Raw genomic sequence first — 25,741 nt, forward strand, 5'->3', positions numbered from 1 at the left:
CCTATTCGGCCGGGGTGCCGGCGACCGGAACAGCGTGCTCGGCGATCAGCGCACGGGCCGCCTCGAGGTCGTCGGGAGTCTTGAGGGCCAGCGTCTTGACGCCCGGCAGGGCGCGCTTGGCGATACCGACGAGTGTGCCACCCGGTGCCACCTCGATGATCGCGGTGGCACCCAGCTGCTGGAAGGTCTCCATGCACAGGTCCCAGCGGACCGGGTTGGACACCTGGGCGACCAGGCGCTGGGCGACCTCGGGGCCGGATGTGACGACCTGTCCGTCCCGGTTGGAGACGTAGGGGAGTCGCGGATCGGTGACGGGGGCGCCCTCGATCAGGACCTGGAGGGCCGAGACCGCCGGGGCCATGTGGTCGGTGTGGAACGCGCCCGCCACCTTCAGCGGGACGACCCGGCGCACCCCTTCCGGCTTGTCCTCGGCCAGCGCGGCCAGCTGCTCGGCGGTCCCGGCCGCCACGATCTGGCCCGCGCCGTTGACGTTCGCCGGGGTCAGCCCGTGCTTGGCCAGATGAGCGACCACATCCTCCTGCTCACCGCCGAGCACCGCGGCCATGCCGGTCTCGGCCTGCGCCGCGGCCTCCGCCATGGCGAGCCCGCGCCGGCGGACCAGCACCATGGCGGCCTCGTCGGTCAGCACACCGGCGACCGCGGCCGCCGTGATCTCGCCCACGCTGTGCCCGGCGCTCGCGCCGAGTGAATTCCGTACGTCCGCTGCGCCCTCGGCGCCCTCGGCGAACAGGGCGTGGGCCGAGGCGAGTCCCGCGGCCACCAGAAGCGGCTGGGCGACGGCGGTGTCCCGGATCTCCTCCTCGTCGGCCTTGGTGCCGTAGTGGATCAGATCCAGGCCGGATACGGCGGACCACCACGTCAACCGTTCGGTGACGCCGGGGAGGTCGAGCCAGGGGGTCAGGAAGCCGGGCTTCTGGGCGCCCTGGCCGGGAGCGACGAGTACGAGCACCCTCACACTCTCTCTTGTGGTCGGTCTCGCCCGCCCGTGAGGACAAGGACGAAGAACCGTGAAGGGAATTGTTGGACTCCGACAAAGACCTAGCCCTGGGGGTCCGCGTCGGCCAGACGCCCCAGGATCAGGGCTATGCGCAGAGTAAACGCCGACCGCACATCGGAGGGCGACCACCCGGTGACGTCGGTCACACGTCGTAGCCGGTAGCGCACGGTGTTCGGGTGCACGAAGAGCATGCGTGCCGCGCCTTCCAGACTGCTTGCCTGTTCCAGATATACGCTCAGAGTTTCCAGCAGGGCAGAGCCCGCCTCCTCCAGCGGTCTGTAGATCTCCTCCACCAACTGCTCACGCGCCGCCGGGTCCGCGGCCATCGCGCGCTCCGGAAGCAGATCGTCCGCGAGCACCGGCCGCGGCGCGTCCGGCCAGGCGGTGCACGCCTTCAGCCCGGCCGCGGCGGCCGCGGCGGACTTGGTCGCGGCCAGCAGGTCGGAGACCACCGGGCCGGCCACCACCGGGCCCGCCGCGAACGGCCCGATCAGCGCCTTCGCCGCCTGCAGCGGATTGTCCGAGCCGCCCGCGACCACCACCAGGCGATCGCCGAGGACGCCGGTGAGCACCTGCAGCTTGGCGTGGCGGGCGGCGCGCCGGATCGCCTCCACGGTCAGCTCGCTGTCCCCGTCGGGCGCGGTGCCCAGCACCACACACACATGCTCCGGAGCGTTCCAGCCCAGGGCGGCGGCGCGGGACAGCGCCCCCTCGTCCGCCTCCCCCGACAGCACGGCGTTGACCACCAGCGACTCCAGCCGGGCGTCCCACGCGCCCCGGGCCTCGGCCGCCTGCGCGTACACCTGCGCGGTGGCGAAGGCGATCTCCCGCGCGTACACCAGCAGCGCCTCGCGCAGCACCGACTCGTCGCCGGGGGCCGCCACCTCGTCGATCGCGGACTCCATGACCTCGATCGTGGTGCGGACCATCTCGACGGTCTGCCGCAGGGTGATCGCCCGGGTCAGCTCGCGCGGCGCGGTGCCGAAGACATCGGTGCTGATGGCCTGCGGGGCCTCCGGGTGCCGGAACCACTCGGTGAACGCCGCGATGCCCGCCTGGGCGACGAGCCCGATCCAGGACCGGTTCTCGGGTGGCATCGCGCGGTACCACGGCAGCTGCTCGTCCATGCGGGCGATGGCGCTCGCTGCGAGCTTCCCGGAGGACTTCTCCAGGCGGCGCAGGGTGGCGCTGTGTGGATGAGGGCTGTTCGCGGCTGGTTCTGGCACGAGGACAAGACTGCCTTATCGGATGGCGAGGGTGGGGGCGTGGGTACCGTGGGCCGGGTGATGTGGGTACAGCGCGCCGGAGAACGGTACCGGGGTGGAGACGGGGCGGGCATCGAGACGCGCCATGCCTTTTCCTTTTCTGGGTATTACGACCCGGAAAATGTGCGATTTGGGTCACTCGTGGCCTGCAACGAGGAGCGGCTGGCGCCGGGAGCGGGTTTCGCCGAGCATCCGCACCGCGATGTGGAGATCGTCACCTGGGTGGTCGGGGGCGAGCTCACCCACGAGGACTCCGCCGGAGGCCGCACCGTGGTGCGCCCCGGCGATGTGCAGCGGCTCAGCGCGGGCGGCGGGGTGCGGCACAGCGAGCGCAACGAGGGCCGCGAGCCGCTCACCTTCGTCCAGATGTGGCTGGCCCCGGCGCCCGGCTTCACCTCGGCGGGCGCGGGTGCCGAGCCCGCGTACGAGGTGGTGCGCGGCGTGGCCGGCCCCGCGCCGTACCTCCTGGAGCGGGCGGACGCCTCGCTCGGCGTATGGCGGCCGGCCGCCGGGGAGCGCACCGAGCTGCCGGCCGCGCCCTGGGTGTACGCGCATGTGGTGCGGGGTGAGGTGGATCTCTCGGGCGAGACGCTGACGGCGGGGGACGCGGCGCGGATCACCGACGGGCGGGGGCTTTCGGCCCAGGCCCTGAGCGGGGCGGAGCTGCTGGTGTGGGCGATGCGCGCGGAGCCGTCGTACGGCTGAGTCAGGCGCGCAGCTCGGCGAGGACCGCGTCGGTCAGCGCGGGCCAGACCTCGATCGCCCAGGGGCCGAAGGCGCGGTCCGTCAGGGCCACGCAGGCCGCCCGCGCTTCCGGGTCCACCCACAGGAACGTACCGGACTGCCCGAAGTGCCCGAACGTGCGCGGCGAGGACGAGGCGCCCGTCCAGTGCGGCGACTTGCCGTCGCGTATCTCGAAGCCGAGCCCCCAGTCGTTGGGCCGCTGGTGACCGTAGCCCGGCAGCACACCGGTCAGGCCGGGGAAGACGACGGCGGTGGCCTCCGCCAGCGTCTGGGCGGCCAGCAGCCGCGGGGCCTGCAGCTCGGCCGCGAAGCGGGCCAGGTCGGCGACGGTGGAGACGCCGTCCTTGGCGGGGGAGCCGGGCAGGTCGGTCGACGCCATGCCCAGCGGCTCCAGCACCGCCTGGCGCAGATACTCGGCGAAGGGGATCTCCGTGGCCTTGGCGATGTGGTCGCCGAGCACCTCGAACCCCGCGTTGGAGTACAGCCGGCGGGTACCGGGCGCGGCGGCCGGGCGGTGCGCGTCGTAGGCGAGCCCGGAGGCGTGGGCCAGCAGATGGCGGACCGTGGAGCCCTCGGGTCCGGCCGGCTCGTCGAGCTCCACCGCGCCCTCCTCGACGGCGACCAGCGCGGCGTACGCCGCGAGCGGCTTGGTGACCGAGGCGAGGGGGAAGCGCCGGTCGGCCGGGCCGTACGATCCGGCCACCGTGCCGTCCGCGCGCACGACGGCCGCGGCCGCCGTGGGTACCGGCCAGTTCTCGATCATCCGCAGGCTCTCCATGGCCCAGAGCCTAACCAACGGCCGGGAAGGCCGGCCAAGCCCTGGAAATGGCGAGTGTCCTGAAGGAAGCGGAGCCAAGGATTCGTCAAATCTTCGCTTGCTTGGAGTGCGCTCCAAGTCAATAGCGTTGAGGACGTCGTGAGGGTTTACGGATCAACGACTGCGAGAGGGCGGCGAAGCGGCATGACCGTGTTGGAGAGCGCGCCGGTGAAGGTGCAGGCATGCGCGGGGACGAGCATCCACCCCCGGCCCACCGGGCAGGACCGCTACACGATCAGCGAGGTCGTTGCCCACACCGGGCTGACGGCGCACACCCTGCGCTGGTACGAGCGGATAGGGCTGATGCCGCATGTGGACCGCACCCACACCGGCCAGCGCCGTTTCAGCAACAAAGACCTGGACTGGCTCTCCCTCGTCGGCAAGCTCCGGCTGACCGGGATGCCGGTCGCGGACATGGTCCGCTACGCGGAGCTGGTGCGCGAGGGGCAGCACACCTTCCGCGAGCGCGAGGAGCTGCTGACCGCGCACCGGGAGAGCGTGCGGCAGCGGATCGCCGAGTTGCAGGACACCCTGCATGTCCTCGACTTCAAGATCGATATTTACGCCGATGCCCGGAGGGCGTCGGAGAGGGCCTGACTTGACTAAGATCACTCGTATGTTTATTCGACGGATGTTACGAGCAACCGTGGGCCTCGCCGTTATCGCCGGCGTCGCCTTCGCCGGGACTGCCGAGGCCGGCGCGCGCACCGCCGAGAGCCGGGCGTCGGCCGATGAGCAGGTGCTTTTTTACAACCACTCCTACGGCGTGGTCGACCGCGAGACGGCCGACGCCGTGGAGAATTCGGACTTCCTGCGGAAGTTCGCCAATTTCGAGGTCCGCACCACTACTGGTGGTGACCTCACCTGGAAGGGCCGTTACCTCTACGGCGGCCAGACCTACATCGAGCTGTTCGGGGCCGGCGACCTGCCGGGCCAGGACGCCAACTTCGGCTCCACCGCGGTGGCGTACTCGGCCGAGCACGACGGCGACCTGGCGAAGGTGAGCCAGAGGCTGCGGGATCAGGGGTTCGACAAGCTGGACGAGTTCCTCCAGACGCGTGACTTCGGCGACGGCGTCCGGGTGCCGTGGTTCGACGGCGTCCAGTTCCCCGTCGCCGACTATCCCTATGACGCCTTCGGCTCGTGGGCGATGGAGTACCGGGAGGAGTACTTCGCCGACCCGCGCAGCAAGACCGGCCCGGCGAGCTACCCCGGTGACACCAGCCGTCAGCGCTACCTGCCGGACACCTACAAGGACCACCAGATGCGGGACCTGACCCGTATCCGCTTCGCCGTCACCGAACGCGACCTCAACACGCAGCTGCCGCTGTTCAAGGCGGGCGGGCTGGACATCAAGAAGGTCCCGGGCGGCGTCCTCGTGAAGGACGGGCTGACCACGATTCAGTACGACGTGGTCTCGGCCGACAAGGTGGGGCTCAAGCAGATCCAGATGTCGCTCAACAAGTCGGTGGACTACCGGCACGAGGAGCGGATCGGCAACTCGACCCTCGTCGTGGGCCCCGGCGCCCGCGCCGTCTGGACCTTCGACAAGCCGTAACTGGCTGTTGCTCCTTCGGTTGGGGAACGCGGGTCGAACGTTCATCCCGAGATCGGGTGATCGCCGGGCCGGATCGGCATGCGGGCAGGGCCTCTTGGTAGCTCGAAGGTTGCGAAACCGGACGAGCGCCAGGAGGCCCTGTTGCCGCAGTTGTACGCCCCCGAGACCGGCGAGTCCACTTCCGTCACCGGATCGTGCGACTGTCTGGCTCACCGGTTCGGTAACGCCGCCGACCACGGGGAGCGGGCCCGCCCGGTATCCGACCGATATGGGCGATGAGCGGAGGGCGGTGGTGCGTGAGGGCTGCACGACCGTCCGCTCCACCCCTACCGTCCCTGGCACTACCAGTGGCTACGACGGGGATGCGGACAGTGGGCCGCAAACGCCATCTGATCTGCGATGTTCTGGGCCTGGTGCTTGCCGTGCTGGTCACCCCCGCCGACGCCGGGTACCGCAGCGCCGGGCAGGAGCTGCTGACCACTCGCTGGGCGGCACCACCGGATCAAGCTGCCGACGACGTCGATCGTCCATACGGGATCTTTGTCTGGGCAGCGTACGCTCCCTGGGTGAGCGCCTCCATGTCACAGCCTGGGCAGTAGCGAGTTGGCGGCGCACTGCCATCTGTTCCCGCCGGGTAGCGGTTAAGCCCCAGGAACTCGGCGGCGTACTCCTCCGCTGCGTGCTCAGGCTCCCGCAGAACACCATAGAAGCGGCATGTCACCTCAGCGTCACCCACCGTCATTGCCCAGCGGTCACAGGCTCCGCACCGCACGGTTCCCTTGGGTCAACGGCTTTCTGAGCTGGACTGGGCCAGTGCGGTAGCGGGTGGGAGTGCGGTGGTACGGCGCGATGGTCCTTGAAGGGACTGCCGTCTCGGTAGGCTTTGCCGTATGTCTGATTCCCTAGTTCGTGTTCGTTTCGCCCCATCTCCTACCGGTATGTTTCATGTGGGGGGTGCCCGGTCCGCTCTCTACAACTGGGCGGTGGCGCGACAGTCCGGTGGGCGGTTTGTGCTGCGGATTGAGGACACGGACGCGGCGCGGAATCAGGCCGAGTGGGTTGAGGGGATCATCAGCGCGCTGGCGGCGATCGGGATCAACGAGTCGGATCCGGCGTTCGAGGGGCCGTACTTCCAGTCGCAGAACGCTGACCGGCATCGGGAGGCTGCTGAGCAGCTGTACGCGGCGGGGAAGGCGTACTACTGCGACTGCACGCGGGAGCAGCTGAAGGAGCGCACGGGGTCGGAGCACCTGGGGTACGACGGGTTCTGCCGGGACCGGGGGCTGGTGTACGAGGCGGGGCGGGCGTTGCGGTTCCGGACGCCGGATGAGGGGGAGACGGTGGTCGTCGACCTGGTCCGGGGGAAGCCGGCGTTCCCGAACAGTGCGGTCGAGGACTTCGTGATCGCGCGAGGGGACGGCTCGCCGGTGTTCCTGCTCGCCAACGTGGTTGATGACCTGGATGAGGGGATCACGCAGGTCATCCGGGGCGAGGAGCACCTGTCGAATTCGCCGAAGCAGCAGCTGCTGTGGGAGGCGCTGGGGGCGAAGGCTCCGGTCTGGGCGCATCTGCCGGTGATCGTGAACGAGAAGCGGCAGAAGCTGTCCAAGCGCCGGGACAAGGTGGCGCTGGAGGACTATCTGGCCGAGGGCTATCTGCCCGAGGCGATGACGAATTACTTGATGTTGCTGGGCTGGGGTCCTGGCGAGGACCGTGAGATCCGGCCGTATGAGGAGCTGGAGCGACTGTTCCGCGTCGAGGACGTGGGCACTTCTCCGGCGTTCTTCGATGTGAAGAAGCTGTCCGCGTTCAACGGTGAGTACATCCGTCGGCTGGCTCCAAAGGCTTTCATCGCCGCGTGTGCGCGGTGGCTCAAGGCTCCGTACGCGCCGTGGGCGGAGGAGGCGTACGACCAGGCGGTGTTCGAGGCGGTGGCACCGTTGGCTCAGACGCGGCTCTCGGTGCTGTCGGAGATCACCAAGTACGTCGACTTCCTGTTCCTGGACGAGCCGGTGGACGACGAGGCGTCGTGGAACAAGGCGATGAAGCCGGGCGCCGCGGAACTGCTGCGGGATGCTCGGGCCGAGCTGGCCGCGGCGGCCTGGGAGGCGGAGCAGTTGAAGGGTGCGCTGGAGGCTGTGGCCGCCCGGCACGGACTGAAGCTGGGCAAGGCCCAGGCTCCGGTCCGTGTCGCGGCGATGGGCCGCACGGTGGGGCTGCCGCTGTTCGAGTCGCTGGAGGTGCTTGGCCGGGAGCGAGTGCTGGCCCGGCTGGGCGCGGCTCAGGAGCGCTTGACCGCGTAGTAGTGGATCAGGCTGTGGCCTGGCGCAGTACCTGGTTCCAGGCGCCGACGGAATAGTTCTGGTCGAAGCGGGGCGAGGGTCTCGTAGGAGGCCTTTGTCTGCGCTTCGGGCGCGGCGGCCCGCTCGTGGATCTGTTCGCGAAGGCGGTCAAGTCGGGTGCGGGTTGTTCGGTGAGATGGCCAGGTTGCCGAGGCCGGCGATGGGGCGATCCAGGCCGCCCGGTTCCGCCCGGCGCCTGGTGATGGGCTCGCGCTGCGGCTTCCGGCGGTGTCGAGCGAGGTTGTTCCTGTAGCTGCCCCTTCCGCGGCGGAGACGGGGGTGTCTTCGGCCGGGAAGCGGTGCTGGGGTCGCCGGACGCGGTGGGGGGACCGGCTGGTGCCACCGAGCGGGAACCTGACGGTGGCCGGCCAGCAGTTCTCGTTCGGTCCCCGGCATGCGGGTGCGCTACTGATGGCAAGTCAAGTACAGCCTTAGCCGCCAACCGTCTTCTGCCTCCCTGTGGTGCAGGAGACCACCAATCGGACAGCATCCTTATCGATAGCCTGGCCCTCGGCCAGCCTGTTGTCTGGTGTGCCTGCTAGGCGGGCAGTGATGACTGGTCGGGACGTGCGGGCGAGGTTCCATGTCCGGATTTGCTTGCACAGTCGCTCGGCGAGGTCTTCACCGGCTGGACCGTGGCCGATGGCTCCGAGTTCCCACCTGGGTTCGGTCTCGGCGAGGCGGCGTTGAGTGAGGTAGGCAAGGGAGTCCCGCTCGACCAGCGCAGGGCTCTGTGCGGCAATGGCAGGTGTGCAGAGGCCGCTGCTGACGGCGGTGGGGGCGGCCTTGAGACGGCAGGTGCCGGGCTCGGCGGCGGTCATCCGTAGCCAGACTCCGTCGAATGACTCGTTGGACACGACGGTCTGGCCGGACCAGCGGATCGTCTTTGCCTGGTCGAGGGTTGCCATGAGGGCGGCGGGGTTGATGGGCTGGTCTGCGTCCCAGTACAGGGTGACGTCACCCGCCGGGCTGATGGGGCCGTGGAGTTCACCTTTCTGGCCGACGAGGGGCACGAAGCCGCACAGCTCGACTGAGTCGGAGCGCAGGGTGTCACCGTCGCGGACGAAGGCGACGCTGCGGGTCTGGCCGCGCCAGCGCAGCGGTACCACGAGGCGTCCGCCGGGGGCGAGCTGGTCCCACCAGGCGCGGGGGAGGTCCCAGGCGCCGACGGTGAGGATAATGCGGTCGTACGGGGCGCGCTCCGGCGCGCCGAGGACTCCGTCGCGGGTGATGACGTGGACGGCGTGGTTGCCAGTGGCGTCGAGGGCCTTGCGTGCTTGATCGGTGACTTCGGGGTCGATGTCGACGGTGGTCACCTGGCCCCTGGGGCCGGTGAGCTGTGCGAGTAGGGCGGCGTTGTACCCGGTGCCGGCGCCGATCTCCAGGATGCGGTCCCCCTCTTGGACCTGGAGTTGGACGAGCATCATGGCGACGACGGTGGGTTGTGAGGCGCAGCTCAGGGCCGCGCCGTCGGCGGCTCGCTTGGTGATGACGGCCTGGTTGGCGTAGGCGATCTCGACATCGGCGGCGGGCAGGAACTCGTGACGGGGCACCCGTGACATGGCTTCCTGGACCATTCGGCCCGACGCGAAGCCCGAGCTGGTGATGAGGTCCACCATGCGGGTGCGCAACGCCTCGGGCGTGGCGGGGGAAGGGGTGGTGTTCATCGTTTCCTTTCGCAGGGTGCCCGTCCGGGCGCTCGGTGGGCAGAGCGTAGTGAGTTGGCCTGGTCGTACGCGGGAAGATCGGCGGAGTTCAGCCGTTCAGTAGAAGGCAGGCGTCCCAGGTCGGTGTCCTTCTGGCGGCGCTGTGCTGGGTCAGCCGTACTCCTTCTGGGCCTTCGAGTAGTCCGTCTTGAGACGGGGCTGGATGACAGCTCAGTTGGTGTTTCAAGCGCGCGTCCAGGGTGGGGAGGGCGACGGTCAGTTCGTCGTCCAGTGAGTCCGCAGCCACCCGGCGTGTGGTGTGCACGAGGCCGGCCCGGCCGTGGCACAGCGAGTTGTCTCTGAGCTGGGACAGCTGCGCCTCATCGCTTACGCAGCCGAGAAGAGCCTGCTCGGCGTCGTGTTGCCGTACCAGGTCGGATGTGGCCAGCGCCGCAAGTTGCTGCGCGCGGGCCAGGCCGGGCGTGCCGTAACACCATGACGGCCGCTGCGGGCCACTGAGGCGAACAGTCCCGGTGCGGTGCTCGGCCAGACCGAGCGTCCCTGGCCACCAGGCCCGGGTGTCGGCGCCGCAGCGCCAGGTATCCAGCCAAGCGCAGATCCGGCCGATGGCGTCGGCCTGCCCTGTGACGGTGACGCCTCGACGCGTCGCTGCCGCGAGCAGGGCCAGCGGTCCACTGATGCCGTGAGCGAGGCCGAGATTGCCGTGTCCGCCCGGCCGGCTCGGCGATGGCGTGCCGCTCGGTGTGTCCATCGACCACCAACCCGGGAGCACTTCACCGTTCATGGTGATTGGTTCGGTCAGCCGGATGAGGTAGGTGAGGACGTCCTCCAGCAGCTGGCCGCCGTTGTGGCGGTGAAGCAGATAGGTACCGAGGCCAGTCAGGCCACGGATCAGGTCGAATTCCCGCAACCGAGGGAGGAGACCGCCGTCGATTCGCGCGTGCGCGCGGTCCAGCCGTTCTCGGGTCAGGTCGTTGATCGAGGCGTCGAGGGTGTTGAGCGCTGCCCGGTAACCGGGGTGGTCTGCGGTGTGGAGAGCGAAGGCCACTGCGGGGGCGCCTCGGAAGAGGCCGCACACGTCGGGGTGCGCGGCAATGGGATGGCTGGTCATGGCAGCTGCCCATCGGTGTGCGGTCTCCCAGGCCCCGGTGCCAACACGTGCGTAGACGATGTGGAGCAGGGCGGTTCCGGCGGCGCCGGTGGCCAGGCATTGGCTCCACCAGCGTTCTGAGCCGGTTCGCGGCAGCGTGTGAGCGGCAGTCTGGATCACTGGTCGGCTCCGTCCTGCCGTGAGTGCCAGGCGAGAGCTGCTTGCCGGGCGAGGCGACGGCAGGCGCGTTCCCCATCCCTGTTGATGCCCAGCGCCCGGTTGTGGTGCATGTGCAGCAGCGATTCCAGGATCGACGTGGTGTCTGCGCTGTCCGGCAGGGCGTTGCGGTAGCTCTTCAAGGCGGCTGTACGGGCTTGCCATGCCTTGGTGACCTCTACGGGCCAGTGTCCGGGCCCGTCCAGGTCGCCGAGCCGGGCTCGACGGATCACCTGGTCGGTGACGGCTCGGTCCACTGGGGCGCCGGCGGGCGCGGGGCGGTCGGTGAGCCATGCCATCGCTTCGCCAAGGGTGCCCAGCAGTCCCTGGGCGATTTCGACCATATTGAGCGCTGTCAAGGCGGTGGTGTCGACGGCGGTCGGGGAAAGGTGCTGAAGCGTGGCCATCACCACTGCGGAGTCGGCAGCGAATGCTGTCTCAGCTGCTTCCGCAGCCGCGCCGGGCCCGTAGCGGCCAGTCTCGGGATAGTAGGTGTCGAAGGCCAGGCGGAGGGCCAGTTCGGCGTCACGCAGATGGTCGGCCCAGTGGCCGACGGCTGCTGCGTAGGCCGCGAACCGTTCCTGGTCCGCATGGATACGCAGCCGGAGGTGGTCCGCCTCATGAGGGCTGCGGTAGCGCACAAACCACCACAGGGGGGCGCCGTCGAGTTCGATGAGGAGTTGGGGCAGATATCCGGCGATGATCTCGGAGTGCCGCTCGGGATGGGCGTAGATCTTCGCGTACAGCCAGCGGGCGTCGGGGGAGGCGGGCAGATGTCCGTGACTTCGGTTGGCCAGCACGGGCAGTGGCCCGGTCAGAGGCGACGGAGCGGGCGGGTGCCGTGTGACGAGGGGCAGCGCGATCTCGTGGGCGTGGCCGTCGATCCACCCGAACCCCTCAACCGACGTGACGGTTTCGGTGAGTGTGGCGTCGGGATGCCGACGCAGGTGGGCACGCAGGACGGCGGTGTGCGCACGCTCGTTGAGGTCGAGGCGCAGGGTCCGGTCGGCGTCGCGCAATTCAACGGTGTTGGGGCAGTGCCATCGGGCGCGCCAATGGGCGAGGGCCTGCTGCCATTGCTCCTGATCGGCGGCGTCGGCCGGTACGTCGGTGTGTGTCAGGCGCCAGCGTGCCGGGGACAGCACGCTGCGGCCGAGGCGCACTCGGGGCAAGTACGGCAGCCGTGCGGCGTGCTTGCCCCAGTCGAACTCGTGCCACGCTGCGCTGAAAGCGCGGGGGAGATGGGCGAGGAACCGTGCCAGTGGTGGGGGCTGCTTGTCCAGCGCCAGCGCATGGAACACCTGCGGTTCGATGACTTGCTGACGCGAGACGCTGACCAGGTGGAGGCGGTCACGGGTCGCCAGTACGGCGAGGTCGTCCACCGTGATGAGCTCCAGCTCGCCGTCGTGCGGCTCGGAGCGGTGTTCGCCGAGCGGCAGGAGGTGTTGTAGGTATGCAGGGACGCGGCAGACGTTCTCGGCGTGTGCGTAGACGGGGCGGGAAGGACAACTGCACCGGCAGGGCCCCGGCGGTTGCGGTAGGAACGGTCCGGTAGACCTCCTCCAGACCCGAGCCCGTGGCGGTCGGAGTGAACCGGGAGGTGAGCGTCCCGGCAGAGCGGGCGGGGGCGATGGTGAGCGTGTATTCGCCGTGCTCCAGCGCTTCGGTACTGGTGGCATAGATGCGGGCGGACAGCTCGACGTGCGGCGGGATACGGCGTTCGTCCAGCGGTTCGTTCCGTGTCAGCGCCTGGATGCTCCCTTCGGTCAGGGCGATCTCGTGGCTGCCGTCGGCAATGGCCCGCCACGCGAGTGCCAGCAGCCGTTCGTCGCGGTCACTGGTACCTGCGCGCGGCTCGGGCAGGAGGCTTCCCGGGTATCCGGCCGGGTAGCCCAGCCCGGCGTCCGGGGCGATCGCATCACGCAACGGCACGAGTGCCCCAATGCCGTACCGATCGAGAAACGCGGCGTGGTACTCCCGCCATACTTCCTGGCCGGTTCGCTGGTGCCCCAGCCGGAGCAGTGCACTTGCGGCCCGTTCCATCTCCTCCACGACACTGTGCGGGATCTGTACGTCGCAGTCCAGGAGTAGATCCGCGGCCAGCGGCGTGCGTCCGGCCTCCGACAATGCCCGCATCCGACGGGTGAGCATGCCGCGACTCAGGTCGTTCGGAATGGTGTCCGCACGGTTGTGGTGCGCCACGTCGACGCGGACGGTCTGTAGCTCCCGCAGCAGGGGCACGACCGGTTCAACCATGTCCGCTCCCGCTTCGACGAGCCGGTCGATCAGGTGGGCGAGTGGGTCGGTGACGGTGAACGGGGCACGCAGAGACGTCATGAGGAATCCGCGCCGTACGAGTTCGGTGAGCAGGCCCCTGACCTTGGCCGATCCGGCGTCGGGGAAGACCCCGGTTAACTTGTCGGCCAGGTCGCAGAACCGCACAGGCGCCGCAGCGGTTTCGTACGCGGCATGCACGGCGCTGGTGTGGCGGATGGTGACGCGGTTCGGGCCGTGTGGTAACTCCAGCCGGTTCCCACGCCGGACGGCCAGGTCGCTGAGCACCACATCAAGGCGTTCCAACAGCTCAGGGCAGGCCTCAAGGCGACTGATGATGTCGGCCAGCCATTCGGCACCGACTCGCACCACTGGCCGGTGGTCGTCTCCCCACCGCACCCGAGCATGCGCTCCCAGCGCCACCGGCGCTACTCCGGCGAACAGCCCGAAAGGCGTGGGGCGTCCGGTGGCACGCAGGAGATAGCGCGTGAGGGCGGCCGCGGCACGCAGTACCTGACGATCGCGAACATTGTCTCCCGCCAAGAGGCCGTCCAGTCGAGCGGCCAGGGAGGGGCTGGCTTGTCCGATGGCCTCGGCGAGTCCGGGGAGGGGCCACATCCGCCGAAGCCAGGCTCGGCATGCCGCTACGTCGTCCGGATCGGGCCACGCGTCGGGCGCGTGGGCGAGGGACAGGGCCGTGGACCGCAGTAGCGCGACCCCGGTGTGTTGGTAGAGCAGCGTCATGATGTTCCTCGGGCGGTTCGCGGGCGGGGGAGGGGGAGAGCGGGGCCGGGGAATCGTTCCCCGGCCCCGCCGGAGCGGGATGGATCAGACGCTGCTGTTGCAGGAGGACGCGCAGGTCGGGTCGCAGCCGTCGTCCGTGCCGCAGGGAATCGCGTCGCCACTGACGTCGGTGGTGACGATGACGTCGAGGACGAACGCGTCCCCGTTCTCGTCGGTGGTGGCCGTGTTCATGGCTTACCTCTCTTCACTGGATGTGGATGGGCCTTGCTCTTTTGCCTCGTCGGCGTGGCTGCTGTTTCGCGCCGCTTTTGCCGACGTGGCGGAACCGCTCCGGCTTGGTCGGCCGGGCGTTACCCCGTTTGATCCGGCTGACCTTGTCGGGCGCCGCTGGATCGGGCGGGGTGGTTTGCGGGCTGACGCGCTGAGGGCGCTGGGAGCGTGCACCAGGTGGTCCTGCCGTCCGATGTCGTTCCCCAGGCGCCGCCATGTTCGGCGGCGGTCCACTCGACGAGGGCCAAGCCGCGGCCTCCCTCGGAGTCGGGGTCCGCGCAGCGTTTCCGCGGTCGGCGCGGAGATGTGTCACTGACGGAGATGCGCACCGTGTCGTCGGCATACGAGAGGGAGAAGTCCACTGTCCCGCCATGCCCGTGTTGGAGGGCGTTGGTGATCAGCTCACTGACTACGAGCTCGGCCGGCTCCATGAGTGCGTCGAGCCCCCAGTAGCCCAGGCGGGCCGATGCGATACGACGCATCTCTTTGGCGCGTATCGCATCGCGTGGAGAGACCGGTTCGCCTTCAGCTCGGGACTGGCACTGGAAGGATGTGGCAACGTGGTCAGGTTGCACCGTCTGGCGTCGCGAGGACCGGGGAAAGGCCAGCACGGCGCGTGCCGCATCCAGGGCCGCTGCGGAAGCCACGCGGAGCCGGGCACCGGGCGTGACATGGCTGGTTGCCGCTCTCTTGATCCTGGGCAGAGCCCTCATCCGGTCCCCCCTCAGCAGGGTTCGTTGTGGTCACATACAGCGAACCGGGATCTGGGCGGCTCAGGTACGGGAGCGAGGACGTCGGGGTGGTCAAGGTGGTCAAAGATCGCCTACAGGTGCTTCCCATGCGCCGGGTGATTCCTGACTAATCGTCTGAAGTGCGTCGGTGGTGGCGGCTACCTTGGTCGGCACGGCGGGAGAGTGGTCCGGACCGCAGGTCCAGGTCGGTCAAAGTGATCAAAGATCGTTTGGCATGCGGGGGTGGGAGTCATGACGCGACAGAGGAATGAGCGGCTTGCCATGCTTCTGCAAGAGGCGGGCTGGTCACGGGCACAGGCGGCGAGCGCGTTCAACCGGGTCGCTCAAGAGAACAAGCTGTATGACTTCGCCGGCATCGGTCGCTCTCACATCAGCATGTGGGTCGGCGGTACGGAACCGTCAGGTGCGGCGCCCGTAATCTTGTGTCAGGCACTGTCCCGTCGTCTGAGGCGTGTGGTCACGCCGGAGGAGCTCGGGTTCGCAGTTCCCAACGCGCTCGGGCAGGAGGCACTGGAGTGGCGTGCCGACCCACTGATCACGCTGAATCACCTGGGGAGGACTGACTTGGATGCGGACCGCAGAAGTCTGCTGACAGGCGCGGTGTACTCCGTGGCATCTCTGTCGCTGCCCGACGAGACGTGGTGGACAACCATGGCCGCGCCGCCGCCCGCCTCGGCACTGACGAAGCAACAGCGCGTTGGACGCGGTGATGTGGCAACGGTCCAGGAACTCACTGTCGCCTTTTCACGGACCGACCAGCAGCGCGGCGGTGGCCACGGCAGAAAGGCGCTGGCGCAGTACCTGCACTCGGACGTCGCCGGCTTCCTGCGGGGGACGTTTCCCAACGAGCAGGTGCGGCGCGACATGTTCTCCGCGGCAGGGGAGCTGGCCTACCTCTCGGGCTGGATGGCGTTCGACAACGCCGAGCACGCCCTCGCGCAGAGGTACTTCGTCCTTGCCGTGAAACTGGCCGCGCGTGCCGGCAATCCGCCACTCACCGGCCACATCCTGCGCGCCATGGCACATCAGGCCATTGACCTTGGGTTCTTCAAACAAGGCCTCGAACTGTCGACGGCCTCTGTCGAAGGGCAACGCTACGCCTCAGCCACTCCCCGGGAACGGGCGCTGCTCGGGGTTGTCCACGCCCGCGGGCTGGCCGCCAACGGCAAGAAGCAGGCGGCGGCGAAAGCTCTTCTGCGGGCCGAGGACGATCTCGCCTCGGCCGACGACGACGTTGAGGAACCGCATCGCACGTTCTTCTTCGCGGAGGCGTCGCTGGCACACGAGACCGCATGTACCTTGCGGGACTGCGGCGACCGGCAGGGAGCCATCCGCCAGTTCCGCCGCAGCGTACAGACCCGTGGAGCCGCCTTCCGCCGTACGCATGTGGTGACGCTCGGGTACCTGGGTGCCACGCAGATCGCTGCCGGCAGTGTGGAAGAGGCATGCGCCACCTGGAACGACGTCCTTGAGGTGATGGAGGAGGGCATCTATTCAGGGCGGGCGCGGCAAGCGGTCGTCGACATGCGCAAGCTGGTCTCCCCGTATCGGCGCCGGGGGATCCCGGCGGTCGCGGAGCTGGACGGGCGGGCCGCGGCGTATCTGGCGCAAGTAGATTGACCGTGTCACGACGAAGGGACAAGGGCGAGCGCATGACACAGCCACTGGAAATCAAGCCCATCGGGACCGTGGTGGGCGGACGCGCCGAGCCGACCGATGACCACTGGAGTGGCACGGCGATCATCCGCCTGAGTGCGGACTTCCCCGTCGAGGTCGTCCAGGGGCTTGAGGAGTTCTCCCACCTGTTGGTCGTCTGGCACTTCCACAAGGCATCCCCGGACGATGTCGCGCTGCACGCCCGAAGCCCGCGCAACAACCCCAAATGGCCGACTACCGGAACCTTCGTCCATCGCAACCACCGTCGTCCTAATCAGCTCGCGCAATCCTTCCCACGGCTCCTGAAGGTCGACGGCTTGGACCTTCACGTGACGGACCTGGACGCGATCGACGGCAGCCCTGTATTCGACCTTTCCCCGTACTTCGAGGAGATGGGACCTCGCGGCGAAGTGAGGGAACCCAGTTGGCCGGGGGAGATGCTGGCGGACTATTGGGGCGACTCGCAGGGCTAACTGGCTGTTGCTCTTTCGGCTGTGGAACGCGGGTCGAACGTCCATCCCGAGCTCGGGTGATCGCCGGGCCGAATCGGCAGGCGGGCAGGGTCACTTGGTAGCTCAAAGGTCGAGAAACCGGACGAGCACCAGGAGGCCCTGTTGCCGCAGTTGTACGCCCCCGAGACCGGCGAGTCCACTTCCGTCACCGGATCGTGCGACTGTCTGGCTCACCGGTTCGGTAACGCCGACGCACCATCCCTGCCGCACTACCACGGAGTTCATACCTGACCCGCAGAAACCAACCGATCACACTCGAAAGAGAAACAGCCAGTAACGCCTGACAACAACGTCGGCCTGGATCCGTCCCGCCCGGCGTTGCCGTGCCCGCTGCTGATTCCGGAGAACAGACCCCTCACGCCAGGCCGTGGCGGCAGTCGTGGTCGTAGCCGGCACCCTCCGCGCAGTGGACCGCCGCGAAGTGGCCGAGGGCGATCCGCGCGAAGTTGCGCAGCGAGTCCGTGCCGGGGGCGAAATAGCCCGTGTGGCCATGGGCCCGGTCGGCGGAGACGACGCGCGCGCCGAAGGACGGGTCGGTCGGGTCCTCGCCGTGGCCGAGGCCCAGGAAGTCGAAGCCGGTCACCCGCCGGACCCAGTCGGAGCCGTCGCGCGCCGCCCAGACCCGGGCGGCCGGGCCCAGGTCCGCGGCGTCGCCGGCGCGTACCCCGGGGGAGCCGAACACCACCAGGTCGGAAATCTCGGCGTGGTCGAGACGCGAGGCGGTCAGCCCGCAGACGACCGAGCCGTAGCTGTGGCAGAAGACGGCCGGCGGGGCCTGCGCGGCCTCGCCGGCGGTCGCGGCGAGCCCGGCGAGGAAGCGGTCGAGGCGGGGCACGCCCGCCTTGGCGAGACGGCCGGTGGCGGCGTCCGGGCCGAGGCCCAGCGGGGTGGTGTAGCCGACCCAGGCGACGACGGCCGTACGGACCCCGGGCGCCTCCCGGCCCATCTGCGCGCGCAGCGACCTGGCCATGCCCGCCGCGGAGCCGTACGGGTGGTCCGCACGGTCGAAGTTCGACAGGTCGGTGTCGGAACCGGGGACGAGGACCGCCGTGCGCTGCGCGGTCGTCAGATCCCCGTACACCTCGGCCACCTGGCCACGGCCGCGCGGATCGAAGGCCAGGATCCGGCGGCCGGGGGCGAGGAGCCGGGTGTACCGGTCGATGAGGGGACTCTTCGGGTCGGCGGCCCGCTCCTTGGCGCGCTCCGCCCTGATCGCCAGGGCGTTGGCGGTGTAGCGCAGCGCCACGGGCACACCGTCGAGATTGCCCACGACGCTCGGATGACGGAGCGCCAGGGCCCGCTGCTCGGCCGCGGTGAGCCCGGCGAAGAAGCGCGCGATCCCGGCGGGCGAGGCGGTGGCCGGATCGGGCAGCCGGCCCGCGGCGCCGGGGACCGGCGAGTGGTCCGCGCGCCAGGCGGCCGTGCCGGGCGGCGGGCCGGTGACCGGCTGCTGCTCATGGGCCAGGGTCCAGCCGACGGTGCCCGCCATGACGGTGACCATGAGCGCGGCGGTGATCAGGCTGCGGGCCCCGTGCCTGCCGACCGGTGTGTGCGACATGGTCGCGTCTCCCTCTGTTGTTCAGTGGCGGAGGGAAACGTAGGAAGGCGACGGGCGGCGAAGCGTCACACCTCGGAGCCAACTCGCGGGTCATACCTGGGTAGGGGGTGGGCGGCGCGGTGCCCGGGGCGGTGCCGGGTTATTGACCCGGTGTCACCAGGCCCGACTCGTACGCGAAGATCACCGCCTGGGCCCGGTCGCGCAGCCCCAGCTTGGCGAGCACCCGCCCGATGTGCGTCTTGACGGTCTGTTCGGCGAGGACCAGCGACTCCGCTATCTCCTGGTTGGACAGCCCGCGGGCGATCAGCTCGAGAACTTCGGTCTCGCGCGGGGTGAGCCCGTTGCCCCGTAGCGCCAGGTTTCTGCGTGGCGCGGGCCGCTGCCGGGCGAAGTCGGCGATGAGGCGGCGGGTGACGGACGGGGCGAGCAGTGCCTCCCCGGCGGCGACCACGCGTACCGCCGAGATCAGATCGGCGGGCGGGGCGTCCTTGAGCAGAAAGCCGCTGGCGCCCGCGCGCAGCGCCTCGTACACATAGTCGTCGACGTCGAAGGTGGTGAGCATCAGCACCTTCGGGCGGTGGGTGACGCCGGGCGGCGGGTCGAGTATGCGCCGTGCCGCCTCCAGGCCGTCCATCTCGGGCATCCGGACGTCCATGAGCACGACGTCCGGGTGTGTGCTGCGGCTGACGTCGACCGCCTGCCTCCCGTCGGGGGCCTCGCCGACCACGTCGATGTCGCTCTGCGCGGCCAGCAGTGCGGCGAAGCCCGCCCGCACCATGGCCTGGTCGTCCACGATGATCACCCGGATGGTCATGGAGCGAGAGGGTACCTTTCCGCGCTTTTCGCGCTCGCCGCACCGCTTGCGCCGTCGCCCGAGTTGACTGAGTTGTTGGTGGGTTCCACCTCGACGAGCGGAAGCCGGGCCGCGAGGCGGAAGCCGCCGTCGGGCAGCGGGCCGGTGTCCAGGGTGCCGCCGACCAGACGGACGCGCTCGCGCATGCCGATGAGGCCGTGGCCGGTGCCGGTGGTCTCCAGGGGCGGTCCGGGCGTGCCGCTCGCCGGGCCGTTGACGACCAGCACGGTCAGCCCCGTACGGTCCGCGGAGGTCAGGATCGACACGTTCGTCGGGGCGCCCGGTGCGTGCCGCACCACATTGGCCAGCGCCTCCTGCACGATCCGGTACGCCGACAGGTCCACCGCCTGCGGCAGCGTCCCGAGCCCGGCCACGTCCTTCGCGATCGACAGCGTGGTGGGTATCCCGGCCCGTACGGTCGCCTCGACCAGCTGCGGCACCCGGTCCAGGCCGGGCTGCGGGGCGCGCTCCCCGCGCGCGTCCTCGCTGCGCAACACGCCCAGCAGCCGCCGCATCTCGGCGAGAGACTCGCGGGCGGTGGCCGCGATGGTGCCGAACTCCCGCTCCGCCTCGGGTGGGAGGCCACCGATCCGGTACGGGGCGCTGTCCGCCTGCACGGTGATCACCGACATGTGGTGCGCGACGACGTCGTGCAGTTCGCGGGCGATCCGGGCGCGTTCCTCCAGCAGGGTGCGGCGGGCCCGCTCCGCCTCGCTGATCGTCTCCTGCTCGGCCAGTCGCCGCTGTGCGTCCCCGCGCTCCCGCAGCGCGCCGCCGACCAGCAGCACCACCCCGCCGAGCACGAACAGCAGCACATTGGTGCCGTCGCTGTATCTCGCGCCGGGTATCCCCAGGACCACGCCCACGCCGCCGGTGACCAGCCAGACCGCGACCAGGGTGTGGCGGGGCTCGCGCAGCGCGAGGGCGAGCAGGAGGAAGAGGTAGCCGATGATGTTGGGCGGCTGCCACGGCCAGCTGCGCTCGGGCAGGCCGGCGTAGCCCAACACCGCCAGCGAGCCGACGATGTCGGCGATGAAGGCGATCCACCAGGCGGGCAGCGGACGGGTGACGGCCAGCAGCAGCGGCGCGGCCTGAGCGGCGGCCAGCATGGTGGCCAGCCCGCCGTTCAGGCCGTAGTCGTTGGTGAGGAGCTGGGCGGTGACCGGGACCAGGATGAGGGTGAGAAGGCCCGCGACCGCGTACGGCAGCCGCCGCAGCCAGCGCCTGGAAGACCTCGCGAGCAGCGGGGTCGCCGGGTACGTGGGCGTCACAAGCGCCCGCGCGAGGGCGGAGGTGCGCCGTCGGGTGGCCGACAGCAGGCTCTCGTGCGCGGCGGACGGCACGGCGGTGGAAGCGCCTGGGGCGGGCGGCGTCGGGGCTTGCGGCTGGGACATGGCGGCTACAGCGTAGGGGGGAGGGCGCGCCCGCACGTCATACCCGGGTATGGGGTTACCCCCGGACCGTCAGAGCTCCGCGAGCAGTTCGGCCTTCTTCGAGCTGAACTCGTCGTCCGTCAGCAGGCCCGCCGTGTGCAGTTCGCCGAGGTGGCGGATGCGGTCCGCGATGTCGGCGGGGTCGCGGCGGCCGGGCCGGGCCGCGGAGCGGGCGCGGCCGGCGGACAGGGCCGGGCTGGTGGTCCGTACGGCCTCCAGCACCGCCGCGGCGAACGGCAGCGACTCGTGGACCAGTCCGTAGCCCAGGCCGAAGACGACCGCGGCGGGGTCCTGGTCGGGCCGCGTCGCGGCTCCGGCTCTCTCCGCGGCCGCCCGGTCGGCGGCGCCCGCTCCCGAGCCCGTACGTGCCCTGCCTATGCCGGTGCCCGCGCCGGCCGCGTCAGGGCGCCCGTTCTCCGCGCCGTGCTCCAGCAGCCGCAGATAGCCGCTGCGCCCTTGTTTGGGGGAGCCGCTGCCGGCCCCTTTGGACTCCGGCGAGTGCCATTCGACGCCTGACAGCTCGTCGACCCGGAAGCGCTGGTCCCCGGCCTTCCATTTGGCCGAGGAGGCACCGGTCCAGAACCAGCGGAACGAGACGGCCTTGCCGTCGAAGGACGCCTTGCCGTCGTACGCCTTGAACGACAGCGGCGGCGTGGGCGCGGCGACCAGGTAGGACTCGGCGGGGGTGTCGGCCGCGGGGCCGAGGGCCGTACGGATCTCCTCGGCGTAGTACTCGGCGAGCGTCCCGCGCTCGGCGGGCAGCACCAAGCGGTACGGGTCGCCTCCGTCCTTGAGCTGGCCGTCGGCGGCGTCCATCAGGGGGTCGGCGCCGGGTCTCGGCACGGCGCGCAGCACCACCGTGCCCCGTTTACCGGGAGTGACCTCCACCGCGGACAGCGCCTCGTAAGGGATGCGGCGCTCGCCGAGCGCCTGCAGCAGCTTCGGCGTACGGATCCCCCGTTCGAAGCGGATGAGCACGGAGTCGGTATCGAACTCCCAGACGGTCTGAAAACCGGCCAGCACATCACCCATGCGGCTCATCGTATGCGGCGGGGGCCCGCCCGTCCCCCCTCGGAGGTTACGCGCGTCAAATCAATTTGCGCCGTCAGCTAATTTTCAGCCGTGAGCTCAGGTTCCAGCCGTCAGCTCGGGGCCGAACAGCAGGAGTCGGCTCAGACAGTTCGGGCGGTCGAACAGGGTGGTTCCGGCCGTCAGCTCAGGCCGGACCGGCAGGTGTCGCCGTCCGCGCAGCTCACGGACTGGACCGAGCCGACGCCCACCCGGGCGAAGTTGTCCAGGCTGGTGGTGCCCGGCTCGAAGTACCCGGCGTGCCCTTGCGCCCCGTCGGCGGACAGGACGCGGGCCCCGAAGCCGGAGGAGACCGGGTCCGCGCCGTGGCCGAGCCCGCCGACCTCCACATGCGGGATGTCCTGGATCCAGTCGCCGGAGTCGCGCATCGCCCACACCCGGGCGCTGGTGCCCAGATCGGAGGCGTGGTCGGCGCGCATGCCGGGGCTGCCGGCGACGGCGATGTCGGTGACCTTGGGCGCCAGGTCGCGGGCGGCCACCCCGCACACCACCGATCCGTAGCTGTGGCACATCAGCGAGACGCGGGTGAGCGCGGGCAGGCCGTTGACCATCGCGCGCAGCCGCAGGGCGCCCTGGGCGGCGAGCTTGCCGGTGGCGGCGTCCATGCCGACGCCGCTGGGGGAGGTGTAGTCGGCCCAGGCGATGACGGCGTTCTTGCCGTTCGGGGCGACGGCCCGCTCGGCGTCGTACAGGGCGCGGGCCATGCCGACCACCGCGGTGTAGCCGCGCTCGGACTTCTGGAAGGTCAGGATGTTGGTGTCCACGCCGGGCACCACGACCGAGACCCGCCCGGCGTGTTCCAGGTCGCCGAAGACCTCGGCGGCCCGCCCGGAGCCGCTGGGGTCGAAGGCGAGGATCTGCCGGTGGCCGCTCAGCAGCTCCTCGTAGCGGTCCACCCGGCGCCCGGCGTCCTGCCGCCCGAGCGGGGTGAGCTCGCTGTTGTGCATCCGCTTGCGCTCGATGCCGCGGGCCCGGGCGAGGGCGATCCGGTTGGCGTGGTAGCGCAGCTCCACCGGCGCGCCGTTCATGTTGCCGACCACCAGCGGGTAGCGGCGGGCCAGGCGCTCGCGCTGGGCCGCGGTGAGCGAGTCCAGGAAGCGGGCCAGGCGGCGCGGCGGGCCGGACGGGTCGGGGAGGGCACGGCCGCCCATGGAGCGTCCCCCGGCCACCGCTGGAAGGTGCCCCTTCTGCCAGGCGGCCAGCTCCACGGCCAGCGAACCCTGGGGCCCTCTCTGCTGCCGCATGGCTGTCCAGCCGGTGGTGGCGAGCAGGACGAACACCACGGCCAGGGCGAGCAGCGCGCGCCAGGCGGTGGAGCCGGGAGAGGGGGAGCCGAGCTCAGAGAAGGAAGTCACCTCGGGACACCCTAGGAGAAGCGTGGCGGTGGCTGCCAAATGCCGTGACACTTCTCACGTTTGAAGGGAACCCCGGCGGCCGTTTTGTCTGATTTAGTATTTTCTGTCCCATCGTTCGGCCAATGCCGCCCCGACATGGTCGAGGTGGTAAGCGGTGAGGTCCCGCAGGGACTCCATGCTGGCGTCCTCGCTCTCGCCCCACAGCCGGCCCGCCACTCGGATCACCCCGCCGAACGCCGCGACCACCAGGCGCGGCCGCGGATCCGTGTCGATGTCCAGCCCCTCGCGGCGGGCGATCTCCCGGGCCAGCCGCTCCTCCAGCTCGGCGGTGCGGCGCAGATGTACGGCCAGCAGGGCGGGGGTCGACTCGATCATGCAGTACATGCGCATGTGGAGGTCCTGCGGGACCAGCCGGGCGACGGCCTCGCCGATGGTGTCCCAGGCGTCGAGGACGGCGCCGTGCAGGGCGGTGAGCGGCGCCTCGCCGGCGGGGCGGCCGGCCAGGGCGGCGAAGAAGTGAGACTCCGCCACGTCCTGGGCGGCGAAGGCCACTTCCTCCTTGTTGGCGAAGTACCGGAAGAAGGTGCGCTGGGAGACCTCGACCGCGTCCGCGATCTCGTCGACCGTCGTGTGGTCGTATCCGTTCCGGGTGAACAGCTCCAGGGCCGAGCGCACCAGGGCGGCTCGCGTCCGTTGCTTCTTGCGTTCCCGAAGTCCCGCCGGTGGCGGTGCCACCGCCTGGTCCGTTGTCACCTGTGGGGCTCTCTTTCTGGCGCGTTCGGGCCGCTCACCATACCTGCGGAAAACTGACAGTTACCGAATCGTGAACTTGTTTGTCAATTGTCAGCGACTGACACTAGCCTCCCAGTATGACGTCTGAGACCACCGTCGCCAACGCGGCGCCGGAACCTCCCATACCCGATCCCCCGAAGGGACTGCGGGGACACCCGTGGCTGACGCTGCTGACCGTCGCCATCGGCGTGACGATGGTCGCCCTCGACGGCACGATCGTCGCGATAGCCAACCCCGTCATCGCCGAAGACCTCCACGCCTCGCTCGCCGACGCCCAGTGGATCACCAACGGCTATCTGCTCGCCCTCGCCGTCTCGCTGATCACGGCCGGCAAGCTCGGTGACCGCTTCGGTCACCGCCAGACCTTCCTGATCGGCGTCGTCGGCTTCGCCGCCTCCTCGGCCGCCATCGCCCTGTCCGGCACCGTGACCCTGCTGGTGGTCTTCCGTGTCCTCCAGGGCCTGTTCGGCGCCCTGCTGATGCCCGCCGCGCTCGGCCTGCTGCGCGCCACCTTCCCGGCCGAGAAGCTCAATATGGCCATCGGCATCTGGGGCATGGTGATCGGGGCGTCCACCGCGGGCGGACCGATCATCGGCGGTCTGCTCGTCGAACACGTCAACTGGCAGTCCGTCTTCTACATCAACGTGCCCGTCGGCGTCCTGGCCCTCGTCTGCGGACTGGCCATCCTCAAGGACCACCGCGCCGAGAAGGCCCCCAAGTCCTTCGACATCCCCGGCATCGCGCTGCTGTCCGGCGCGATGTTCTGCCTGATCTGGGCGGTGATCAAGTCCGGTGAATGGCAGTGGGGCGACTCCCGGACGCTGCTGTTCCTCGGGCTCGCCGTGGTCTGCTTCGCGGCGTTCGCGTTCTGGGAGACCCGGACCAGCGAGCCGCTGCTGCCGCTGCGCATGTTCCGCTCCGTACCGCTGTCCGCCGGCACCGTGCTGATGGTGCTGATGGCCTTCGGGTTCATGGGCGGGATCTTCTTCGTCACCTTCTACCTGCAGAACGTGCACGGCATGAGCCCGGTCGACAGCGGGCTGCACCTGCTGCCGCTGACCGCCATGATGATCGTGGCCTCGCCGCTGGCCGGAGTGCTGATCACCAAGCTCGGGCCGCGGATTCCGCTGGTGGTCGCCATGCTGATCACCTCCGTGTCGATGTTCGGCGCGTCCACCCTCGACGTCGACTCCTCCACCGCCGAGATGTCCCTGTGGTTCGGCCTCCTCGGCCTCGGCCTCGCCCCGGTGATGGTGGGCGCCACCGAGGTCATCGTCGGCAACGCGCCGATCGAGCTCTCCGGCGTCGCCGGCGGCCTCCAGCAGGCCTCCATGCAGGTCGGCGGCAGCATCGGTACGGCCGCGCTCGGCGCGGTCATGGCCGCCAAGGTCGACGACGACCTGCCCGGCTCCTGGCAGCGCGCCGGACTGCCGCCGATGTCCGGTCAGCAGCTGGATCAGGCGTCCAAGGCGGTCGAGGTCGGCAAGGCCCCGGTCACCAAGGACATGAAGCCGGAGCTGGTGGAGAAGATCACCGGCGTGGCGCATGACACCTTCGTGTCGGGGATGGGCGTCGCCTTCACCGTCGCGGGCGTCGTCTCGCTCCTGGCGGCCGTGGTGGCGGCGTTCACCAAGCGCGGCGACAACGCGGAGGCGGGCGCGGGAGCGGCACACATCTGACGGCGCGCCCCGTACGGAACCGCGCACGGTCGACCGGCAACAGCGAAGCGCCGGGTG

At 70.0% G+C, this 25,741-nt stretch carries 22 protein-coding genes; 7 read left to right on the top strand and 15 right to left on the bottom strand.

All coding sequences use genetic code 11. The features are described 5' to 3' along the window. Position 1: 1 nt before the first annotated feature. Both PV419_RS03055 and PV419_RS03060 read right to left on the bottom strand, forming a co-directional pair. Entirely contained in the window at positions 2–970 is a 969-nt protein-coding gene (locus PV419_RS03055; protein ID WP_319686046.1) for an ACP S-malonyltransferase, read from the bottom strand. A gap of 89 nt (positions 971–1,059) precedes the next feature. After that, entirely contained in the window at positions 1,060–2,244 is a 1,185-nt protein-coding gene (locus PV419_RS03060) for a helix-turn-helix domain-containing protein (RefSeq protein ID WP_319686047.1), read from the bottom strand. Positions 2,245–2,406: 162 nt separating this feature from the next. On the opposite strand from PV419_RS03060, the gene PV419_RS03065 reads away from it, so the two are divergent. Continuing rightward, complete coding sequence (locus tag PV419_RS03065) at positions 2,407–2,988, top strand: pirin family protein (protein WP_319686048.1); 582 nt, start codon at positions 2,407–2,409, stop codon at positions 2,986–2,988. A gap of 1 nt (position 2,989) precedes the next feature. Here PV419_RS03065 and PV419_RS03070 read toward each other — a convergent pair whose 3' ends face one another. Continuing rightward, positions 2,990–3,805: a serine hydrolase domain-containing protein gene (locus tag PV419_RS03070; RefSeq protein WP_319686049.1), complete on the bottom strand. Its 816-nt coding sequence runs from the start codon at positions 3,803–3,805 to the stop codon at positions 2,990–2,992. Positions 3,806–3,988: 183 nt separating this feature from the next. On the opposite strand from PV419_RS03070, the gene PV419_RS03075 reads away from it, so the two are divergent. The 3 genes from PV419_RS03075 to gltX all read left to right on the top strand — a co-directional run bounded on the left by PV419_RS03075 (position 3,989) and on the right by gltX (position 7,705). Continuing rightward, entirely contained in the window at positions 3,989–4,441 is a 453-nt protein-coding gene (locus tag PV419_RS03075) for a MerR family transcriptional regulator (RefSeq protein ID WP_319686050.1), read from the top strand. A gap of 34 nt (positions 4,442–4,475) precedes the next feature. Beyond that, positions 4,476–5,402, top strand: a complete 927-nt coding sequence (locus PV419_RS03080; protein WP_319686051.1) for a DUF5829 family protein — start codon at positions 4,476–4,478, stop codon at positions 5,400–5,402. 938 nt (positions 5,403–6,340) lie between these two features. Further along, a complete protein-coding gene (gene gltX, locus PV419_RS03085) occupies positions 6,341–7,705 on the top strand; it encodes a glutamate--tRNA ligase (protein ID WP_319686052.1) in 1,365 nt (454 codons plus the stop codon). 470 nt (positions 7,706–8,175) lie between these two features. On the opposite strand, the gene fxlM is transcribed toward gltX, so the two are convergent. From fxlM to PV419_RS53135, 6 genes are all read right to left on the bottom strand, one after another. After that, entirely contained in the window at positions 8,176–9,411 is a 1,236-nt protein-coding gene (fxlM, locus tag PV419_RS03090) for a methyltransferase, FxLD system (RefSeq protein ID WP_319686053.1), read from the bottom strand. Between the two features lie 88 nt (positions 9,412–9,499). Further along, complete coding sequence (locus PV419_RS03095; RefSeq protein ID WP_319686054.1) at positions 9,500–10,681, bottom strand: lanthionine synthetase C family protein; 1,182 nt, start codon at positions 10,679–10,681, stop codon at positions 9,500–9,502. Next, on the bottom strand, positions 10,678–12,156 hold the full coding sequence (locus PV419_RS03100) for a thiopeptide-type bacteriocin biosynthesis protein (protein ID WP_319686206.1): 1,479 nt from the start codon (positions 12,154–12,156) through the stop codon (positions 10,678–10,680). Before PV419_RS03100 ends, PV419_RS03095 begins: the two co-directional genes overlap by 4 nt. Next, positions 12,068–13,735: a lantibiotic dehydratase family protein gene (locus PV419_RS03105; protein WP_319686055.1), complete on the bottom strand. Its 1,668-nt coding sequence runs from the start codon at positions 13,733–13,735 to the stop codon at positions 12,068–12,070. Before PV419_RS03105 ends, PV419_RS03100 begins: the two co-directional genes overlap by 89 nt. Positions 13,736–13,819: 84 nt before the next feature. Next, positions 13,820–13,966, bottom strand: coding sequence for an FxLD family lantipeptide (locus PV419_RS03110; protein WP_319686056.1), 147 nt, complete (start codon positions 13,964–13,966; stop codon positions 13,820–13,822). 119 nt (positions 13,967–14,085) lie between these two features. Beyond that, the gene (locus PV419_RS53135) at positions 14,086–14,718 is read right to left on the bottom strand and encodes an ATP-binding protein (protein WP_415925212.1); all 633 of its coding nucleotides are present in this window, start codon (positions 14,716–14,718) and stop codon (positions 14,086–14,088) included. Between the two features lie 300 nt (positions 14,719–15,018). Between PV419_RS53135 and PV419_RS03115 the strand changes: the two genes are divergently transcribed. Further along, positions 15,019–16,377 (top strand): Tat pathway signal protein, encoded by a 1,359-nt coding sequence (locus PV419_RS03115; RefSeq protein WP_319686057.1) that lies wholly within the window; start codon positions 15,019–15,021, stop codon positions 16,375–16,377. Positions 16,378–16,409: 32 nt separating this feature from the next. After that, entirely contained in the window at positions 16,410–16,886 is a 477-nt protein-coding gene (locus tag PV419_RS03120) for an SAM-dependent methyltransferase (RefSeq protein WP_319686058.1), read from the top strand. Positions 16,887–17,280: 394 nt separating this feature from the next. On the opposite strand, the gene PV419_RS03125 is transcribed toward PV419_RS03120, so the two are convergent. From PV419_RS03125 to PV419_RS03150, 6 genes are all read right to left on the bottom strand, one after another. Next, the gene (locus PV419_RS03125) at positions 17,281–18,483 is read right to left on the bottom strand and encodes an alpha/beta hydrolase (RefSeq protein WP_319686059.1); all 1,203 of its coding nucleotides are present in this window, start codon (positions 18,481–18,483) and stop codon (positions 17,281–17,283) included. A gap of 139 nt (positions 18,484–18,622) precedes the next feature. Continuing rightward, complete coding sequence (locus PV419_RS03130; protein WP_319686060.1) at positions 18,623–19,297, bottom strand: response regulator transcription factor; 675 nt, start codon at positions 19,295–19,297, stop codon at positions 18,623–18,625. Next, positions 19,294–20,730 (bottom strand): sensor histidine kinase, encoded by a 1,437-nt coding sequence (locus tag PV419_RS03135; protein ID WP_319686061.1) that lies wholly within the window; start codon positions 20,728–20,730, stop codon positions 19,294–19,296. The genes PV419_RS03130 and PV419_RS03135 overlap by 4 nt, the downstream gene beginning before the upstream one ends. 69 nt (positions 20,731–20,799) lie before the next feature. Further along, positions 20,800–21,801 (bottom strand): DUF4429 domain-containing protein, encoded by a 1,002-nt coding sequence (locus PV419_RS03140; RefSeq protein WP_319686062.1) that lies wholly within the window; start codon positions 21,799–21,801, stop codon positions 20,800–20,802. Positions 21,802–21,980: 179 nt separating this feature from the next. Next, positions 21,981–23,213, bottom strand: coding sequence for an alpha/beta hydrolase (locus PV419_RS03145; protein WP_319686063.1), 1,233 nt, complete (start codon positions 23,211–23,213; stop codon positions 21,981–21,983). Between the two features lie 93 nt (positions 23,214–23,306). Beyond that, positions 23,307–23,966: a TetR family transcriptional regulator gene (locus tag PV419_RS03150; protein ID WP_319686064.1), complete on the bottom strand. Its 660-nt coding sequence runs from the start codon at positions 23,964–23,966 to the stop codon at positions 23,307–23,309. Positions 23,967–24,082: 116 nt separating this feature from the next. Here PV419_RS03150 and PV419_RS03155 point away from each other — a divergent pair, with 116 nt between their 5' ends. Continuing rightward, positions 24,083–25,684 (top strand): DHA2 family efflux MFS transporter permease subunit, encoded by a 1,602-nt coding sequence (locus tag PV419_RS03155; protein ID WP_319686065.1) that lies wholly within the window; start codon positions 24,083–24,085, stop codon positions 25,682–25,684. Positions 25,685–25,741 lie beyond the last annotated feature (57 nt).

The organism is Streptomyces sp. ME19-01-6 (genome assembly GCF_033793745.1).
Lineage (GTDB): Bacteria > Actinomycetota > Actinomycetes > Streptomycetales > Streptomycetaceae > Streptomyces.